14 protein-coding genes and 1 pseudogene are annotated in these 15402 nt (G+C 70.5%); 3 read left to right on the forward strand and 12 right to left on the reverse strand.

Going from position 1 to position 15402, the window contains the following annotated elements; genetic code table 11:
- Nucleotides 1–5: 5 nt before the first annotated feature.
- From DIZ27_RS11085 to DIZ27_RS11140, 12 genes are read right to left on the reverse strand one after another with little or no spacing between them, the layout of a single operon-like run.
- Nucleotides 6–761 (reverse strand): CoA transferase subunit A, encoded by a 756-nt coding sequence (locus DIZ27_RS11085; protein ID WP_109378179.1) that lies wholly within the window; start codon nt 759–761, stop codon nt 6–8.
- Nucleotides 761–1156: a thioesterase family protein gene (locus DIZ27_RS11090; protein WP_109378180.1), complete on the reverse strand. Its 396-nt coding sequence runs from the start codon at nt 1154–1156 to the stop codon at nt 761–763. Before DIZ27_RS11090 ends, DIZ27_RS11085 begins: the two co-directional genes overlap by 1 nt.
- Entirely contained in the window at nt 1153–2055 is a 903-nt protein-coding gene (locus DIZ27_RS11095) for a 3-keto-5-aminohexanoate cleavage protein (RefSeq protein WP_109378181.1), read from the reverse strand. Before DIZ27_RS11095 ends, DIZ27_RS11090 begins: the two co-directional genes overlap by 4 nt.
- Nucleotides 2052–4259 (reverse strand): hydantoinase B/oxoprolinase family protein, encoded by a 2208-nt coding sequence (locus tag DIZ27_RS11100; protein ID WP_109378182.1) that lies wholly within the window; start codon nt 4257–4259, stop codon nt 2052–2054. The genes DIZ27_RS11095 and DIZ27_RS11100 overlap by 4 nt, the downstream gene beginning before the upstream one ends.
- A gap of 1 nt (nt 4260) precedes the next feature.
- On the reverse strand, nt 4261–6363 hold the full coding sequence (locus tag DIZ27_RS11105; RefSeq protein WP_109378183.1) for a hydantoinase/oxoprolinase family protein: 2103 nt from the start codon (nt 6361–6363) through the stop codon (nt 4261–4263).
- A gap of 9 nt (nt 6364–6372) precedes the next feature.
- The gene (locus DIZ27_RS11110) at nt 6373–7521 is read right to left on the reverse strand and encodes a S9 family peptidase (protein ID WP_109378260.1); all 1149 of its coding nucleotides are present in this window, start codon (nt 7519–7521) and stop codon (nt 6373–6375) included.
- Between the two features lie 4 nt (nt 7522–7525).
- Nucleotides 7526–8353, reverse strand: a complete 828-nt coding sequence (locus DIZ27_RS11115) for an SDR family oxidoreductase (protein WP_181383479.1) — start codon at nt 8351–8353, stop codon at nt 7526–7528.
- Nucleotides 8354–8389: 36 nt separating this feature from the next.
- The gene (locus tag DIZ27_RS11120) at nt 8390–9592 is read right to left on the reverse strand and encodes an NAD(P)/FAD-dependent oxidoreductase (RefSeq protein WP_109378184.1); all 1203 of its coding nucleotides are present in this window, start codon (nt 9590–9592) and stop codon (nt 8390–8392) included.
- Between the two features lie 3 nt (nt 9593–9595).
- Complete coding sequence (locus DIZ27_RS11125; RefSeq protein WP_109378185.1) at nt 9596–9796, reverse strand: ferredoxin; 201 nt, start codon at nt 9794–9796, stop codon at nt 9596–9598.
- Nucleotides 9793–10326 (reverse strand): aromatic-ring-hydroxylating dioxygenase subunit beta, encoded by a 534-nt coding sequence (locus DIZ27_RS11130; RefSeq protein WP_109378186.1) that lies wholly within the window; start codon nt 10324–10326, stop codon nt 9793–9795. The genes DIZ27_RS11125 and DIZ27_RS11130 overlap by 4 nt, the downstream gene beginning before the upstream one ends.
- Complete coding sequence (locus tag DIZ27_RS11135) at nt 10323–11726, reverse strand: Rieske 2Fe-2S domain-containing protein (RefSeq protein WP_109378187.1); 1404 nt, start codon at nt 11724–11726, stop codon at nt 10323–10325. The genes DIZ27_RS11130 and DIZ27_RS11135 overlap by 4 nt, the downstream gene beginning before the upstream one ends.
- A 24-nt stretch (nt 11727–11750) precedes the next feature.
- Nucleotides 11751–12689, reverse strand: coding sequence for a VOC family protein (locus DIZ27_RS11140; protein ID WP_109378188.1), 939 nt, complete (start codon nt 12687–12689; stop codon nt 11751–11753).
- Between the two features lie 143 nt (nt 12690–12832).
- Here DIZ27_RS11140 and DIZ27_RS11145 point away from each other — a divergent pair, with 143 nt between their 5' ends.
- From DIZ27_RS11145 to DIZ27_RS11155, 3 genes and pseudogenes are all read left to right on the forward strand, one after another.
- Entirely contained in the window at nt 12833–13753 is a 921-nt protein-coding gene (locus DIZ27_RS11145; RefSeq protein ID WP_109378189.1) for a LysR family transcriptional regulator, read from the forward strand.
- 192 nt (nt 13754–13945) lie between these two features.
- Nucleotides 13946–14689: pseudogene (locus DIZ27_RS48420) on the forward strand (alpha/beta hydrolase); the annotation flags it as partial.
- Between the two features lie 226 nt (nt 14690–14915).
- Nucleotides 14916–15401: a hypothetical protein gene (locus DIZ27_RS11155; RefSeq protein ID WP_109378190.1), complete on the forward strand. Its 486-nt coding sequence runs from the start codon at nt 14916–14918 to the stop codon at nt 15399–15401.
- Nucleotide 15402: the final 1 nt, after the last annotated feature.

Below are 15402 nucleotides of genomic sequence, written 5' to 3' on the forward strand. Positions count from 1 at the left end.
CTCACTCATGCCCGTACCGTCCTCTTCTCGATGCGCTTCTCGGCGGCCTGCTCCGGGGTGAGGGCGACGACCCGGTGGACGTAGACGCCGGGGACGTGGACCTGGTCGGGGTCGATGTCGCCGGGTTCGACCAGGTGCTCGACCTCGGCGACGGTGGTCCGGCCGCACATCGCCGCGAGCGGGTTGAAGTTGCGGGCCGCGTCCTTGAAGACGAGGTTGCCGTGCCGGTCGCCCTTCCAGGCCCGCACCAGTCCGAAATCGGCCACGATCGCGCGCTCGAGCACGTGGTCGAGGCCGTCGAAGGCCGCCACCGGCTTGGCCGGGGAGGTCAGTTCGACGCTGCCGTCGGCCGCGTACTTCCAGGGCATGCCGCCCTCGGCGACCTGGGTGCCCACGCCGGTGCGGGTGTAGAACGCCGCGATGCCGGAGCCGCCGGCCCGCATCCGCTCCGCGAGCGTGCCCTGCGGAGTCAGCTCGACCTCCAGCTCCCCGGCGAGGTACTGCCGGGCGAACTCCTTGTTCTCCCCGACGTACGACGCCACCACCCGGCGCAGACGGCCCGCGCCGAGCAGGATGCCCAGTCCCCAGTCGTCGACGCCGGCGTTGTTGGACACCGTCTCGAGCCGGTCGGCGCCGGTCTCCAGCAGGGCCCGGATCAGTACCGCCGGGATGCCGCACAGCCCGAAGCCGCCCACCGCGAGGGTGCTGCCCGAGGGGATGTCGGCGACCGCCTCGGCGGCCGAGGCCACGACCTTGTCCATCACGCCACCGCCCCTGCGGCCGGAGCGAGACGGTCGCGCAGCACCCCGGGGACCGGTGCCGGGCGGCCGGTGGCATCCACGTGCACGACGGCGTGTGCGCCGCGTACGCAGACACCGGCCGGGCCGGTGACCGTCCAGGTGTAGGTGATCGAGCTGTTCCCGATGCGGTCGAGTGCGAGGTCGACCGTGTACGCGTCACCGGCCGTGAGCGGTCGCTCGTACGTGGCCGACGTGGAGCGGCGGGGGAACCGGCCGATGTCGACGTCCGGGAGCACCGAACGGTAGAACGCGTGCTCGGTGTTCTCCGCCCACCGGTACGCGGCGGTGTGGTGGAACCGGCCGGAGGCGTCGGTGTCGGAGAAGGCGACGACGCCGGACGTGCTGTGGACGCTCATGCCGGCACCTCGTCGAGCTGCTTGAGCCCCAGCATCTCGCGCGCCTCGCTCGGGGTGGCGATCTCGTAGCCGAGCTCGCGGATGATCCGCACGGCGCGCTCGGCCAGCTCCAGGTTGGTCGCGAGCCGGCCGCGCGCGTAGTAGAGGTTGTCCTCGAGGCCGACCCGCATGTGGCCGCCGAGCAGCAGACCGTGGGTCGTCGCCGGAAGCTGGGTCGGCCCGATGCCGGAGACCCCCCACACCGTGCCCTCGGGAAGGTGCTCCACGAGCATCTGGAGGATCTTGGGGGTGTACGGCAGGGCGCCCTGGAAGCCGCGCTGGCCGCCGAGCACGATGTTGCAGTAGTACGGCCGGGAGTCCAGGCCCTCGGCGGTCAGGGTGGTGAAGTCGGACAGGATGTGCCCGAGGTCGAAGACCTCCCACTCCGGTTTGATGCCGCGCCTGGTCATCTCCTCCAGCAGCCAGCGGGAGCGCTTCGGCGTCGTGGTGACGAGGTACTCGCGTTCGGCGGTGCTGGCCGTGATCGTGTGCGAGTCGAGGGTGGCCATCTCGCAGCCCACGCCCTCGATGCCCTTGATCCGTTCGCTCCAGTCGAGTTCCCAGAGCTCGTCGCTCAGCCGCACCGGCATGTCGCCGTGGATGCCGCCGCCGGTGGAGTTGTTGATGACGATGTCGGTCCGGGCCCGGATCAGGGAGTTGATCTCGGAGTAGACCTCGGGGTCGCAGGTGGCCAGGCCGTCCGCGCGGCGGGCGTGGACGGCCACGACGCTTGCGCCGACCTCCCAGCAACGGGCCACGTCGTCGGCGATCTCCTGCGGGGTGACGGGCAGGTGCGGACTCTGCTCCTTGGTGGCCATGCCACCGGTCGGGGCGATGGTCAGGATGATCTTGCGGCTCATCGGGGGTCTCCAGCGGTCGTGCCGGTGTGTGCGAGTGAGGCGAGGCCGAGTGCGGCGAGGTCGAGATCGAGGTCGTGGAAGGGCTCCTGGTCGCTCAGGTGCACGTCGACCGCGAGCAGGGCCCCGGTCCGCGGGCAGGCCCAGCCGGTGACCGCCAGATCGGCGTGGAGGGTCGCGCCGACGGACGGCGGCAGGGACAGGGCGAACCGGTGGGCTCCCTCGCGCCATCTGGTGGAGCCGGAGGAGAGCACGACCCCCTCGGGGGTGCGCACCTGGAACTGCCCGGTGGCCTCGTCCCGGACGAGGAGGAGCCGGTCGCCCAGCCGTACCGCGTCGTCGGGAACCGCCTCGGTGACCGCCGACGGGTCCGTGACGGCGGCCGGTTCGACGCCCAGCCGGGCGGCGCGCTGCTCCCTGCGAGCGGCGATGGTGGCGGACGCGTCGACCGACGCGCCGTTCCCGCCGTCCCCGGAGAGGACCACGCCGTAGGTCTCCCGTGCCTCCTCCGGTGTGACCAGGCCGTAGTGGATGTCCTCCAGGACGTCGGCGGGGTCGCGGTCAAGCGGGTCGCCGATGCCGCCGCCGCCCTGCCAGGTCACCTCGAACAGGTCCGCCGGGGTGATCGGGAAGGAGCCCGGCTTGGGCCCGAGGTCCCGGGGCCGTTCCCCGGCGGCCCGGAAGCGCTGGCTGACCACGGCGCCGGGCAGGCCGCCGCCGAGCCCGACGGAGTTGGGCACCTCGGCGCCGTGCGTCATCACGAGTGCCTCGGCCTGAGGCACGGAGACGGTGATGCCGACCTCGGCCGCGAGACCGCCGCGGCGGCGGCCGGCGCCGCCGGTGCCGGGGGCGAGACGCCGGTAGTGGTAGAAGAGCGGGGTCTTCTGCTCGTTGACCTCCACGTCGGCGATCGACGGGCACGGGGCGTTGATCGGTCCGGCGGCGTTCTGCCCGTCGTGGTCGGCGAAGGCGCCGAAGCCGCCGGCGAGCGGGTCCATCAGGTGGAGGCCGAACACCTTTCCGTGCCGGTCGCGGCCCGAGAGGTTGAAGGTCGCCATCGTGCCGCTGCTGACGGCCTGGGCACGGTGCGCGTACTTCGGCGAGGCGAGCAGCAGCCGGTTCAGCGCCGCGGAGACGACGTTGCTGACCGTCCAGACGGCCTCGACGGTGGCCGACCCCACCGGTGCCGGTGGTACGGCGGTGCAGACCAGTCCGTCCGGCGCCGAGATCTCCACCGGGCGCAGCAGGCCCTCGTTCCACGGGATGCCGAAGCCCAGGGTGGGGATCACCGCCCCCGCGACACCGCCGGCGAGGCCCGCGCGGGAGGAGTTCACGAAGCCGTTGGCCTGTGGCGAGGAACCCGAGAAGTCGAAGTGCAGGCTGTCACCGCGCTTCGTCAGCACGCAGTCGATGACGAAGAGGAGGTTCTGCTTGCCGTCGTGCTCGAGGAAGTCACGGGTGTGGACGACTCCGTCGGGCAGTTCGCGCAGGCGTGCGCGCACCAGGGCCTCGGCGTCGTCGACCATGGTGTGCATCACCGACAGCACGGTCGACTTGCCGTACCGGTGGGAGAGTTCGGTGAGGCGCTCGGCCGCGACGTTCAGGGTGGCGATGAAGGCCCGGATGTCGAGGCCCACTTCGGCCGGAAGGCGCGAGGCGGTGAGGATCATCTCGAGGACGTCCTCCCGCAGTTCACCGCCGTCGACCAGCTTGACGGCCGGGATGCGCAGCCCCTCCTGCCACACCTCGGTGGCCTTGGGCGACCACGAGGCGAAGTCCATGCCGCCGATGTCGGTCTCGTGCGCCATCACACCGGCCCACCCGAGCAGTTCGCCGTCCACGATCAGCGGCGCGCACATCTGTACGTCGTTCTGGTGCAGTGCGCCGATGAACGGGTCGTTGCCGATGATGCGGTCGCCGTCCTTGAGCTTGGTGCCGTTGCTCAGCAGGTGCCGGATCAGTGATCCCACGGGGGGCGCCTCGAAGGTCACCTGGTGCCCCATCGTGACGAACGAGCCGTCCGGCAGGTAGATGCCGGTGAAGAAGTCGCTCGCCTCGGTCACCGTCGGGCTGCCGCTGACGGACTGCAACGCGAGCCGCATCTGGTCGGTGATGGCGACGAGGCGGCTGCGCACGACCTGGCGGATCACCGGGTCCGTGGCGGCGCCGTCCAACGAGACGGGGGCGACGTCGATTGCGGCGGTCATGTCAGTTCACCTTCACGTGGATGAGGCCGAGTGCGTCGGTGGTGGCGACCCCACCCGGGGGGACCACCACCACGCAGCCGGGGAGCTGGACGAGCGCGGGACCGGCGATCTCCTGGCCGGCGGTCGGCCGACGGACCTCGTACACGGTGGTCTCGTCGGGCCGGTCGGCGTCGTCGAACACGACCGGACGCGTGCCGAGCCGGGTGAAGGGCTCCCCCGTGCCGGGACCGGCGATCCCGGCCTCGGGCAGTGCCGCCACCGAGCGGACCGAGAGGATCTCGAACCCTGCCTCCCGGAAGCCGGATCCCTTGCCCCACAGCTGCTCGTACTCCTTCTCGAAGGTGAGGAGGAGATCCGCGACGGCGTCCCGGTCGGGGCGGGCGGCCACGGTGACGTCGACGTGGTGGGCCTGGCCGAAGTAACGGATGGACGCCGTGTGGGTGACCGTGGCGCCGTCGCGGTCCGGGTCGGGAAGGGTCGCGAGGGCGCGCGCACGGGTGTCGGCGAGTGCCTCGGCGATGCCCCGTGCGTCCTCGGTGCTCGGACCGAGCTCGGCGAGCACGCGCCGGTAACAGGTGCGGGAGGCCGTGGTCTTGAGGTCGGAGGTGCCGGCGCCGAAGGCCGACTGCGCGGTCGCGGTCGGCGGTACGACGAAGCCGGCCAGGCCCGCCTCACGGCACAGGGCCCAGGCGTGCGCCGGACCCGATCCGCCACCGGCGACCAGGGTGAACTCCCTCGGGTCGTGGCCGCGTTCGACGGTGACGGCGCGCAGCAGGTCGGCCATCGCGTTGTCGAAGACGACCCGGATCGCCCGAGCCGCCTCGACTGCGGTCAGCCCGAGGGGCGTTCCGACCTTGTCCGTGATGGCCCGCTGCGCGGCCTCGCGGTCCAGGACGATGCCCCCGCTGCCGAACTGCTCGGGGTCGAGCACCCCGAGGACGAGATCGGCGTCGGTGGTCGTCGGCTCGGTGCCGCCCTTGCCGTAGCAGACCGGGCCGGGCTCGGCACCGGCGCTGCGCGGCCCGACGCTGAGCACGCCGCCCTCGACCGCGGCGATCGAGCCGCCGCCGGCGCCGATCGAGGCGATGTCGATGCTCGGCACGCGCATGTCGGCGCCGCCGAAGGTGACCTCGTCGCTCATCAGCGCGACGCCGCCCGCGATGACGCCGACGTCGAAGCTGGTGCCGCCGACGTCCATGGTCAGGACGTGCGAGGTGCCGAGTTCGGCCCCGAGCTTCTGGCCCGCCACGACGCAGGACGCCGGACCGGAGAGCAGGTTCGACACGGGCCGCTCGGTGACCGTCCGCGCCGGGACCACACCGCCGGCGCTCGTCGTCATCATGATGGGGGCGGTCATGCCGAGGGCGGCCAGCCGCTGCTCGAGGAGGGTGAGGTAGTGCCCCTGGACCGGCCCGAGTGCCGCGTTCGCCACCGTGGTCGAGGCACGGGCGTACTCACCCACCGAGGGCGCGATCTCGTGGGAGAGGGAGACGAAGACGTCGGGCAGCTCCCGCTCGACCAGCCTGGCGACGGCGAGTTCATGGGCCGGGTTCTCGGTCGCCCACAGCAGGCAGACGGCGACGGCCTCCACTCCGAGGTCCCGCAGCCGGCCGATCGCGTCGAGCACGCTGTCCTCGTCCAGCGGCGTGCGCACGACGCCGTCCGAGTCGATCCGCTCCGCGATCTCGACGACCTGGGTGCGGGGCACCAACGGCGGTACCTGGCCGCGCAGATGGTAGTCGCCCAGGTCCAGGCCCTGCAGACCGGCCGTGCCGCGGCGCAGCCTGCCGATCTCCAGGACGTCGCCGAAGCCGGCGGTCGTGATGAGCCCGGTCCTCGCCGAGCGTCCGGTCAGCAGCGCGTTCAGGCCGACGGTGGTTCCGTGCCCGAACCGGGTCACCTGGGAGCACAGTTCGCCGGTGTCCAGGCCGACGGTCTCGGCGGCCAGGTGCACGGCGTTGACCACACCCGTCACCACGTCGGGCGTGGTCGGGGACTTGCACACCCAGGACTCGCCGTCCGGGGACCGCAGCCACAGGTCGGTGAACGTGCCACCGACGTCGGTGCCGATCGCCCAACCGGGGGCGGGGGATGGAGTGTTCATGGCTCCCTTTCAGAGTCGGTCGGCGACCCAGTCGGCGATGTAGTGCGCGGGCACGGCCTCGTTGTCGGCGCCGGCGTGCGACGATCCGCCCTCGGCGCGGCTGAACACCTTGAAGTGGCGGTCGGGACTGCCCACGGCGTTCTCGTACTGGGGCACGGCGAACTCCATCGGGATCTGCCGGTCGTCCTCGCCGTGGGTGACGAGGAAGGGGACGGTGATCCGCTCGACCACGCCCTGAAGCGTCATGTTCGGGGCGAACGCCATGAAGTCCTCGAGGCTGTCCTTGCCGAACACCCACTGGACGTGGTCCCAGTAGTGCGGCACCGGGTTCTCGCCCTCGCGCTGGAGGCGGCGCTTCTGGAGCTCGCCCCAGTTGTAGTTGGCGCCCCAGACCGCACAGAGCTTGAAGCGCTTCTCGAACGCGGCCGCGCGCGGGGCGTAGTAGCCGCCGAGCGAGACACCGCTCATCCCGATGCGCGTGGCGTCGACGTCCGGGCGCGTCTCCAGGTAGTCGACCGCGGCACTCGCCCAGCGCTCGCTGTCGTGGACCGCGGGTAGTCCGCGCTCGCGGAGCGAGGCGCCGGTGCCCGGCTGGTCGACGCAGAGCGTCGCGATGCCGCGACGGGCCAACTCCCTTGGGAGGCCCAGCCGGAACAGCATCTCCTTCATCGAGTCCAGGCCGTTGCAGAAGACCATCACCGGGTAGCCGCCCGCCGGGGGTTCGCCGTCGGCGGGGACGAACAGCGCGGGATACGAGGCGCCTTCGTAGGGGACCTCGACGAACTCGGCGCGGTCCCGGCCGTGTTCGATCGCGAGCCCACAGGCCTCCACGGACTTGCGGTAGGCGGCCTCGCGGGGTGCGTAGTGACGGCTCTGCATGCGCTCGGCGACCAGGTAGTAGACCGAGGCACGGGAGTAGCGCGCGGTGGCCGACAGCGGATGCCCCTCGGCGAGATCCCGCTCGGCCTGCCGGACGAGCCCGTCGGCGAACGCACACCACGCCTGGAAGAACTTCTCGGTGCCGGCGTCGTCGCCGTCCTTGGCCGCGTCCACGAGCGGGGCGCAGATCTGCTCGATCTCGCCGATCTGGCCACCGCAGTTCATGGCGATGCTGACCGACAGGCTCCAGACGTAGTTGGTCGGGAAGTAGCGGAACACGGTCTCACTTCCCCACGCGGTCGGCGGCACCGTTGCTGATCACGGCACGGTTGAACACGCCCTGGTCGGCGATGACCGTCTGGCCGGTCATGGTGGTGTTGTTGCGGGAGGCGAGGTACGCGTAGAGCGGCGCGTAGTCCTCCGGGGTCGGCAGGGTCGGCAGGAGGGCGAGGGTGAGGAACTGCGACTCGAAGTCCTCCTTGGGGATGTCGGACTGCTTGTTGTTCTCCAGGCCGAGCGCCCGCGGTCCGCGGAGCTGGCTGTTGGCGATGCCCGACGGGGCGACGCCGTTGACCCGCACCTTGGGCGCGAACTCGAACGCGAGCTGGTTGACGACGCTGCGCACCGCGCCCTTGGCGGCGGTGTAGAAGAGCCCGCCGCCGTCGGCGGCGTAGGCCGCGGTGGAGGAGGTCAGCACGATGGAGCCGTTCGTCTCCTCCAGATCGTCGAGGAAGACCTTGGCGGCCAGGATGTAGCCGAGGGTGTCGACGTGGAACACCTCGTCGAACAGCGAGGTGACCCGGTCGAGGGGGACGTCGCGCAGCGGGATGTTGCCGTCGAAGATGCCGTGGGCGCCGACGAGGGAGTCGAGGCGGCCGAAGCGGTCCAGGACCGCCTGCCGGCAGGCGAGGAGGTCCTCGGTGCGGGTGACGTCACCCTGGACGAGCAGCACGTCGTCGCCGAACTCGGCCTTGAGGTCGGCCAGTTTGTCCGCGGAGATCTCCAGGACGGCGACCTGGGCGCCCTCGCCGAGGAAGTGGCGGGCGATCCCGAGGCCGAGGCCGGAGCCGCCGCCGGTGATGAGGACGACATGGTTGTCGAGCATCTGCATGGTGGGTCCTTGCTGAGGGGGGAGTCGACGGGAGGATCAGGCGGACGCCGCGGCCAGGGCGTCGTTCAGGGTGGCGCGGGAACGGAGCAGCTTCCGGTACGTCCGCAGGGCGCGGACGCGTCCGCAGACGGTGGCGCCGTGCAGTTCGTCGCCGGTGCCGTGCAGGACGACGAACTCGCCGGTGTCGAGGGAGCCTTCGACGACGATGTCGGTGTCGCCGGGCCGGCGCTCGCCGAGCATGTGGAGGGTCAGGCCGTACTGTTCGGTCCAGATGTACGGCACGGCGTCGTAGGGCGTGGCTTCGCCGCGGGCGATGCTGAGACCGACCCGCCGCCCCTGCTCGATGGCGTGGGTCCAGTGTTCGAAGCGCCGGGGGCGGCCGTGGAGCGGGTCCCGGAGGGCGGCGACGTCACCGGCGGCCCACACCCCCTCGACGTTCGTCCGCCCGGCGGCGTCGGTGACGACACCGTGGTCGAGCTCGACGCCCGAACCGATCAGCCAGTCGGTGGCCGGCTCCGTACCGACTCCCGCGAGGACGCTCGTGGCCTGCCGTGTCCGCCCGTCGGCGAGATGGATGCCGTAGCCGTGCGAAGTCTCCTCGACGGTGGTGACGGCGCTGCCGAGGCCGAAGGAGATCCCGTTCGCGAGGTGCAGTCCGTGCAGCCACCGGGCGACCTCGTCCCCGAGGACCGCGGCCAGGGGCAGCTCGGTCGCGCACAGCAGGGTCACCTCGACACCGCGCGAGCGGAGGGCGGCGGCCGCCTCCAGACCGATGAACCCTCCGCCGATCAGTGTCACCGGACGCCCGCTCGTGGCGAGCTGCCGGGCGGTGGCCAGATCGGCGCGGGTGCGTAGGGTCGGCAGGGCGGTGCCGCCGGCCGTCACGACCGGGCGGGCCGTGACGCCGGTCGCGACGACGACGTGCCGCCACCCGATCGCCTCGCCCCAGTTGGTCACCACGAGGCGGCGGTCGATGTCCAGCCCCATGGCTCCGTGGCCGGCGAGGAGATCGATTCCCTTGTCGGCCAGGTGCTCGCCGGTCCGCAGCGGAGCCGGCACGGCGTGCTCCTCGGCGGCCAGCAGGCTCTTGGAGAGCATCGGCCGGTCGTACCCCGGCTCGACCTCCTCGTCGAGCACGGTGAGGGGGCCGGTGTATCCGCCCTCGCGCAGGCCGTCGGCGGCGGAGAGTCCCGCCGCCGACGCGCCGACGATCACGACGCCGACGTTGGCACGAGTCACCGTTCAGCCCTCGACCAGCCGCAGGGCTTGTGCGGGACAGGCCCGTACGGCCTCCTGGACGTCTTCCAGGTCGTCCTCGGACAGCACGTCGCGGGTGACGACCGCGAACGGGCTGCCGGACGGAACGGCGAAGACCTCGGGATGGATGCCGACGCAGATTCCGTAGGCGGTGCAACGCCCGGGGTCGACGGTCACGCTGGTCACAGGAACACCCCCAGGTTGGCGGTCTTGAGGCTGGTCTCGGTCAGGATCACTTCGCGGGTCAGGAGCCGCGGACCGGCGGCCGTGAGCCGGATCCGGTCGTTGCGGCGGCACGGGATCAGGTCGAAGTGGACGTCGATCCCGCGCTGCCGGTAGAGCAGCAGCGAGCTGTGGGCCTCGACGACGTCGGGCTCGGACGTGGTCCGTACCTCGACGCTGCCGACGAGCCGCATGGTGCGCGACGGGGGCACCTCGGAGTAGGCGTGACCGGTGTTCTGCCGGTCGATCCGGGTCCGTATGTGCGCCTTGGTGTCCCGGATGCGCCATGCGGCGCGGTTGACCTCGATGTCGCGCGGTTCGGTCGACTGGCGCGACGGCACGGTGTAGAGCAGGTCGTCGTCGAGGAGCGCGAACCACTCCTCCTCGCGTGCCTCGTCCAGCAGACGCGCCTCGTGCGCGAGGAACTGCGCGACCAGGGCGTACGTCGTGGGGTCCACCGCGAGGGTGTCCGGGGCTTCGGCGGCGGCGGTCATGACTGCGTCCCTTCGGTGGCCTGGTCGTCGGTGGCGGTGCCGTTCTTCATCTGGCGCAGCCACTGGCGGAGGAAGTTGAACTGCACGTGCTCGCCGTAGCCGGTGTTGCGGTGGACGCCGGGCCCCCTCCAGTCCGGGTCCGGGGCGTCGTCCACGGGCGAGTTGTGGCCCTGCTGGTAGTTGAACTTCAGCCCTTCCTTGCGCATCCACGGACTGGCGGCGGCACGCGCCACGCCCTCCCAGGCGACGGTGTCGTCCTGCTCGTAGAGCCCGGCCGAACCGAAGCAGTACTGGCCGCCGACGTAGTCGCGCTGGGCGGACTCCTCGTCCTGGAAGTTCCACACGAACTGCCAGTTCCACAGCTCGAGCTTGCCCGGGGCGACGGGCTGCCACTGCCGGAAGCTGGTCATCACGGCCGGGGGGCCGTCCGGGAGCGGGGAGAAGATCCGGATGAAGCTGAGGTTGGGGAAGATCGTCCCCACGGTGGGAGGCTCGTGGTCGACCACGAAACGCTGGGTCTCGTCCAGGCCGCTGAGGTCGAACTTCTCCTTGTACTCGTCCGGGTAGCCCCACAGCGTGAAGCCGGGGTGGATCGCCTGTGTCCAGGCGTGGCCGATGAAGGTGTGCCCGTTCTCGAACTCGTAGGTCCGGCCGATCTCGCAGGTGCCCTGGATGCCCTGGATCAGGTCGACCTCCTGGACGCTGGCGTGCAGCGTCGGCAGGTGGTAGACGTCACCGGCGAAGTTCTCACCGGCCGTCTTCCAGTCGCCGTTGACCGTGTAGCGCTCGGGGGGTCCGGCGACGCGCATGCCGTCGGGGTGGAGCTGGGTGATCAGGTCGAGCATCCAGGCGCCGCCGCCGAGCCACTCCTCCAGCTCGGGCACATCCTCGGACAGCGAGGCGAAGATGAAGCCCTTGCGGTTCTCGACGCGGGGGGCGCGCTTGAGGCTCCACTGATTCGGGTCGAGCGGCTCGCCGTACGCGCGGTGCATCAGCGGCGTACCGACCAGCCGCCCGTCGTTGGCGTAGGTCCAGCCGTGGTAAGGGCAGGTGAAGAAGCGGGAGTTGCCCGCGTCGGTCTGGCACACCTGGGTGCCGCGGTGCCGGCAGTAGTTGGACAGCACGTTGACGCCGCCCTTGCCGTCGCGGGTCACGATGACCGGGTCGAGCCCGATTCTGCGCTGGACGAAGTCGCCGGCCTTGGGGATCTCGCTCTCATGGGCGACGAAGACCCAGGTGTTGGTGAAGATCCGCTCCATCTCGGCGCGGAAGACCTCGTCGTTGTTGAAGATCTCGGCGGGGACGAGATCCTCCTGCATGTCCTTCTCGACACGGTCGAGCAGCACGTCCAGCGGGGTCGAGAACGGCGCCGACGACTGGGGTTCGTTGGTGAGAGTCATCGTTGACTTCCTGTCCACGAGTGGTTAGAGCGGGGGCGCGACGAACACGCCGCGGTCGGGGTCGTTGAACTGCTGCTTGGCCACGAACTCGTTCATCTGGTTCGCGGTGCCCCACTGGTCGATGAAGTCGGGCTTGGTCACGTCGTAGACGGACGGGTGGTGCCGGTCCCAGTCGACGGTCTCGAGCTCGGTGGTGTACTCGACGCAGTTCCCGACCCGGTCCAGGAAGTAGGAGTAGGTGTTGTCGCCGGCCTTGTGGCGGCCGGGGCCCCAGATCTGCTGGACGCCCTCGCGCAGCATGCGGCCGGTGCCGCGCATGAACTCGTCGACCCCGCGCAGCTCGAAGGAGAGGTGGTGGATCGCGACGTGCGGCCCCCGGGCGACGGCGAAGGAGTGGTGCCAGTCGTTGCAGCGCAGGAACCACATGAAGTCGCCGCGGGCGCCGAGGCACAGGGTGTCGGAGAGCTTGAAGCCGAGGTGCTTGACGTACCAGTCGACCGTCGCCTCGGGGTGGTCTGAGTTGACCACGAAGTGCGAGAGCCGGACGGGGATCGACTCACGGGCCTCGATCGTCCGGAACTCCCGGGAGGTCACGTCGGCGGAGACCTCGACCACACGCCCGTCGCCGTCGAAGAACCGGAAGCCGTAGCCGCCGCCGGGGGTGTCGAGCTTCCGCGGCTCGTGGACGATCCGGACACCCTGCTGGGCCAGCCGCGTGGCGAGGGCGTCGACGTCCTTCGCCGAGGCGGCTCCGAAGGAGACCAGGTCGAGCCGCTTCTGGTCGTCCTTGCGCAGACGCACGACGTACTGCTCGGGGGACCCCTCCGCGGCCAGGAAGTGCACGCCGGTGTCGGACTCGACGGGGGTCAGTCCCCACAGGTCCCGGTAGAACGCCAGCTGGCGGTCGAGGTCCGGGGCCGCGATCGCCACGTGGCGCAGATGGGTGATCAGTGGCTTCGTCACGTTTTCTCCTCGTTGAGCGGCGACGACAGCGGTGACGAGGTGCGCGTTCACGCGCTGTTCAGGTGAAGGTAGTGACGCCCATCACCGTGCACAAACAATTCCTGGCAATGCTTGGCATTGATGAAATCGATTAATGTGGGGCCGTGGATCTCCGACGCGTCGACCTCAACCTGCTCGTGGCCTTCGACATGCTCATGATTGAGCGGAGCGTGACCCGCGCGGCACAACGGCTCTCGATCGGACAGTCGGCGATGTCCTCGACCCTGTCCCGCCTGCGGAAACTCTTCAACGACCCGCTCCTGACCAGGGAAGGGCGCGGTCTCGTCGCCACGCCGCTGGCCGAGTCGCTCGCCGGGCCGGTCCGCGAGCTGCTCACCGGCATCGAGATCGTGCTCGCCCAGCGCGAGGCCTTCGACCCGGCCACGGCCCGGCGGACCTTCTCGGTGATAGCCAATGACTACCTGACGATGACGTTCCTTCAGCCGCTCATCGCCCGGCTGTCCGTCGAGGCACCCGGTATCCGCCTGAACATCTTCCCGACCGGCGACGACTTCGCCGACCAACTGCGCGGGCACCGGGCCGACTTGCTGGTGATGCCGCGGGAAGCCTTCGAGGAGCACGAGCAGTTCCCGCACCGGGTGCTGTTCCAGGACCGCTATCTGGTCGCCGTCGACAAGGACCATCCCGAGGTGGGCGACGAGATCACCCTGGAGCAGTTCACGACCCTCCCGTACCTGGCCGCGTCCTCGGGACATCTGAGGGGCCTGTCGGAGATGCAGCTCGACTTCCTGGGCGTGCCGCGCAACGTCGAGATCACCGCCGGATTCGGCATGGCCCCCTTCCTGCTGAGCGGCACGCGGCTGATCACGCTGGTCCACGAACGGCTCGCGCACAAGGTCGGAGAGGCGGCGGGGATCCGCCTGCTGGAGCCGCCGATCCCCCAACTCCAGCCCATCACCGAGATCATGGCCTGGACCAAGCGGACCGACCGCGACCCCGGACACCGCTGGTTCCGCCAGTGCCTGATCGACCTCGCCGAGGAGGAGCCGGTGAGCCGGCCCTGACCTCCCCGGTCCTCTGCCGCTCCCCGGTCTTCTGCCGGATCCGGACAACGCCCGCCGTCCCCGGATCGCGCCCACTGCCGGCCGCGCCTACCGTGCGGCCACTCATCGAGGCGAAGGAGCAGTCGTGGAGCGAGGCGGACGCCGGAGCGTACTCATCGTCGGCGGAGGAATCGGCGCCCTGACGGCCGCGACAACATGGTCAAGAGTGCCCGGGGCGCCATCGAGGAACCCGGCAGGAACGTCGCCCAGAAGTCCGGCCTGAACCGCTCCATCAGCCAGGAGGCATGGGGCCGCACCGTGACCATGCTGACGTACAAGACCGCCCGCCAGGGCGGCGCCCTGCACAAGGTTCCCGCTCCCGGAACCTCCCTGCGCTGCTCGGCCTGCGGTGTCACCACACCGGGCAGCCGGCAGAGCCAGGCCACGTTCGTGTGCAAGAACCCCGACCGCGGATGATCCGGCAACGCCGACCACAACGCGGCCCGGAACATCCTGCACCTGTACCGGATGGGCCATGCGCTCGTCCCGGCTGCCGGGAGAGCACTTCAAGGTGACTTCGCGTCCAGAATCAAGCCCTGTGCGTTCTGGGGCAGGTCCATGGAACCGGCAACCGAGGTGAACAACAAGGTCGGCTCCCTGGTCGTCCAGAACGAGTGGGACTCGCAGACCCCGATGCCCAGCGGTCAGGCCCTGCACACCGCCCTGAAGGGATCGAAAATGGTCACCGTCCTCGGCGGCGAGGGCCACGGCGTCTACCCGAACGGCAATGCGTGCACGGACGGCACGGTCACCTACTACCTGCTCACCGGCAGGTTCCCGGTGAAGGACGTGACCTGCGAGGCGACGGCCGACTCGAACGAGGAAGCACGGAAGAACCAGAAGCGGGGCGTGCTCCCCGGGTCTCCGCTCCCGGAGCGTGCCCCGGACCGTTTCTGAGCCCGGTCGCACGGCCCGTTGCCGCTTGACCCGTTGAAGAGGGGCGGGACCTCCTGGCGGGGTTCCGCCCTCCCCTGTCAGGTCCGGGACTTTGCCTGAGCATGTGCAGCCGTCCTGGCGAGGTAACCGGGTTCGCCACCGAGGCGCGTTATGACATTGCCAACTTGTGTTTTTGAGACGACAGTTGAGGGTTCCTGCACCGCTTTGTACTTGAAGGGCAGCAGAGATGAGAGTGACACTGGCCGTCGCTGGGGACGGAGACGAGGCCGGAGCTTCGGACGATCTCTACCAGTGGCTCCGTCAGGACCCGGACCTGCGCGTGTTCGTCCGCCGGGAGGTCCCCGCCGCGCCGCCGGACGGAGCCATGGGCGCCCTGGGGGAGCTGATCTCGCTCCTGCTGGCTCCCGGCGGCCCGACGGCCGCCGTGGGAGCGGCTGTCGTGGTGTGGCTGCAGGGCCGCCGGGGCAATCAGACCGTCACCCTCACCCTGCCGGACGGTACCCAGGTCGTGGTCTCCTCGGAGAAGGTGCGCGGTCTGACCGCGGAAGGCGCCGGTGAGCTGGCCGAGCGGGTTGCCGTGGCGCTCCAGCAGGAGCGGTACCCACAGGCGCCGCCGGAAACGCCAAGGCGGCAGGAGACTCAAGGAATCCAGGGGACACGAGACACGGCGGAGGACGACGGCCGCGTCGGCCCGTCCCAAGAAGCGGGTTGAC

This window comes from Streptomyces sp. NWU339 (genome assembly GCF_003143855.1).
GTDB lineage: Bacteria > Actinomycetota > Actinomycetes > Streptomycetales > Streptomycetaceae > Streptomyces.